Source organism: Nocardiopsis sp. TNDT3, from assembly GCF_003427465.1.
Lineage (GTDB): Bacteria > Actinomycetota > Actinomycetes > Streptosporangiales > Streptosporangiaceae > Nocardiopsis > Nocardiopsis dassonvillei.
Window position 1 is genome coordinate 1 of sequence record NZ_QPFC01000772.1, and the last position, 2301, is coordinate 2301.

Below are 2301 nucleotides of genomic sequence, written 5' to 3' on the forward strand. Positions count from 1 at the left end.
CCTCGGCTGGTCGCCCTCAACTACTTCGCGCTGGGCGATCCCGACCGCGGTCGGGCCAACATCGCCGATTACTACGCCGCTACCGGCGAATTCCAGGACATAGTCGTCGACAACGTGCACACCGACGCGGAATCGCTGCGCGACGCCGTCAAGCGGTTCGAGGCCCTGGGTGCCGACGAACTGATCCTGGGCCCCGGAACCGACGACCTCGACGAGGTCACCCGTCTGGCCGACATAGTCCTCTGACCCGAAGCACGCCTTCTCCCGGCGGCCCCTGGCTGAGGTGGCCGGGGCCCGAGTGCGCTCCGCTCCCGGTGGGGCGCGTGTCGCTCCCGTTCGCGTAGGCGGTGGACGACCTCGTACCGCGCGGATCACCTCTGCCTCCCCGGAGGCTCCCCGGCGGGCCCCGCCGGGGGCGGCCGGGTTCGGGGAGGCGCCGCCGGGGTAGGACGGCGGGCGCGCGTCCGACACAGCACGAGGAGAGGGATGGACTTCACCGGCTTCACCGAGGAGACCTTCGCGTTCTTCGACGGCCTGGCCCGGGACAACTCCAAGGACTACTTCCACGGCCACCACGAGGTGTACGTGCGCGCGGTGCGCGAGCCCGCGCGCGCCCTGGCCGAGGCGCTGGAGGAGGACTTCGGCCCGATCAAGGTGGGCCGCCCCAACCGCGACGTGCGCTTCTCCCACGACAAGAGCCCGTACAAGACCCACGTGGGCCTGGTCAGCCAGTCCCAGGGACCGGTCGGCTACTACCTCCAGCTCGGCCTGGAGGGGCTCTCCGTGGGCGCGGGCTACCATGCGATGTCGGGCGCGCAGGTGGAGCGCTACCGCGACGGCGTCGACGACGAGCGCCAGGGGCCGCGGCTGGCGCGGATCGTCGACGAGCTGAAGGCCCGGGGCTTCGACATCGTCGGCGACACCCTCAAGACCCACCCGCGCGGGTACAGCGGCGACCACCCGCGCGTGCACCTGCTGCGCCACCGCTCCCTGGGGGCCGAGCACAACGTGGAGCGGTCGGACGTGCCGCTGTCCGCGAAGCTCCTGGACACCGTGCGCGCCGACTGGCGGGCCACCGGCCCCCTCATGGACTGGCTCGACCGGCACGTCACCAGCTGATCCCACCGGGCACGGCCTCCCGCCGCGCACTGATCCGCCGCGCACGCGAAACCCGGGCAGAGGGTTCCGCGTCCCGGCCACCGCCCGTGGCCGGTCCTGCGTCTGCGGGAGCGGTGGTACATTTCCCGCAACGACCTACCTGATCCGCAGGGGAGTCCGCGCTCGCGCGCGCCCTGAGCACGGAAGGCAGGTCCATGCACCACTCCACCGCCGTCACCGGCCCCACCGTCCAGTGGGACATGCTGGAGGGCGCCGTCCCGCGCGGCCTCCTCGGACTGAGCGACCCGAACGTGCACCGCGTCGGCGACCGCTGGTGCATGTTCGTCGGCGGTTTCTCCACCTCCTTCCGCAACCGCCTGTACCGGGCCACGCTGCCGGTCGGCGCGGACGTACGCCTGACCGGCTGGCGGATCGACTCCTCCGCGCGGGGCCGCCCGCTCGCGCTGGTCCCGGACGCTCCGCGCGGCGCCTGGGACGCCGGGGGGATGCACACCCCCTGCTACGTGCCGCCGCACCGGGGCGCGCCCGCACGCGTCTACTACGCCGGGCGGCGCACCGCCCGCCACTACGGGTACGGCAGCCGCTACTCGGTCGGTGTGCTCGAACAGCGGCCCGACGGCTCATGGCGGCGCCGACGCGACCCCGTGCTGAGCGGCCGCGCGGACCGCCCCAGCGCGCTGGAACCCACCGTCACCGCCGTCGGGGACGGCTACCGCATGTGGTTCCTGACGGCTCCCCACGAGGTGGGTCCGGGCGAGCAGCCCGACTTCGAACTGCGGGTCGCCGACAGCGCCGACGGCCTCCGCTGGTCCGCGCCCCGCACGTTCGCGACCCGGGAGGAGGGCTTCTTCGACACCACCCTGCACCGCGGCCCCGACGGCTGGACGATGCTGCTGGCCCGGGGCACCAACCTGCACGGCACCACGCCCTTCCCCGCCCAGGGCCTGTGGGCGATGCGGGCGCACACCCCCTCGGCCGACCGGTCGGCGTGGTCACCGCTGGTCCGGGTCCTGGACACGGACCGGCCCGCGACGCCGCGCTGGATGGGTCGGGGGGTCTGCGGTCCCAGCGTCGCGGCCGCCGGGGACGGAACCCTCCTGGTCTTCTTCACCGGCACGCACGCGTCCCGGCCCTGGTGGCGGGAGGCGGCCGGTCGCGTCGCCGCCCTGCGCCGCCCACCCG

The 2301-nt window shown here is 74.1% G+C and carries 2 protein-coding genes and 1 pseudogene; all 3 read left to right on the plus strand.

The window, feature by feature from the left end:
* Positions 1-246 (plus strand): annotated as a pseudogene (locus tag DQW06_RS19030) (LLM class flavin-dependent oxidoreductase); the annotation flags it as partial.
* 240 nt (positions 247-486) lie between these two features.
* Positions 487-1119 carry a DUF2461 domain-containing protein gene (locus DQW06_RS19035; RefSeq protein WP_094802503.1) on the plus strand — a complete coding sequence of 211 codons (633 nt, stop codon included), beginning with the start codon at positions 487-489 and terminating at the stop codon, positions 1117-1119.
* Positions 1120-1313: 194 nt separating this feature from the next.
* On the plus strand, positions 1314-2301 hold a 988-nt coding region (locus DQW06_RS19040; RefSeq protein WP_117199030.1), incomplete at its 3' end, for a hypothetical protein.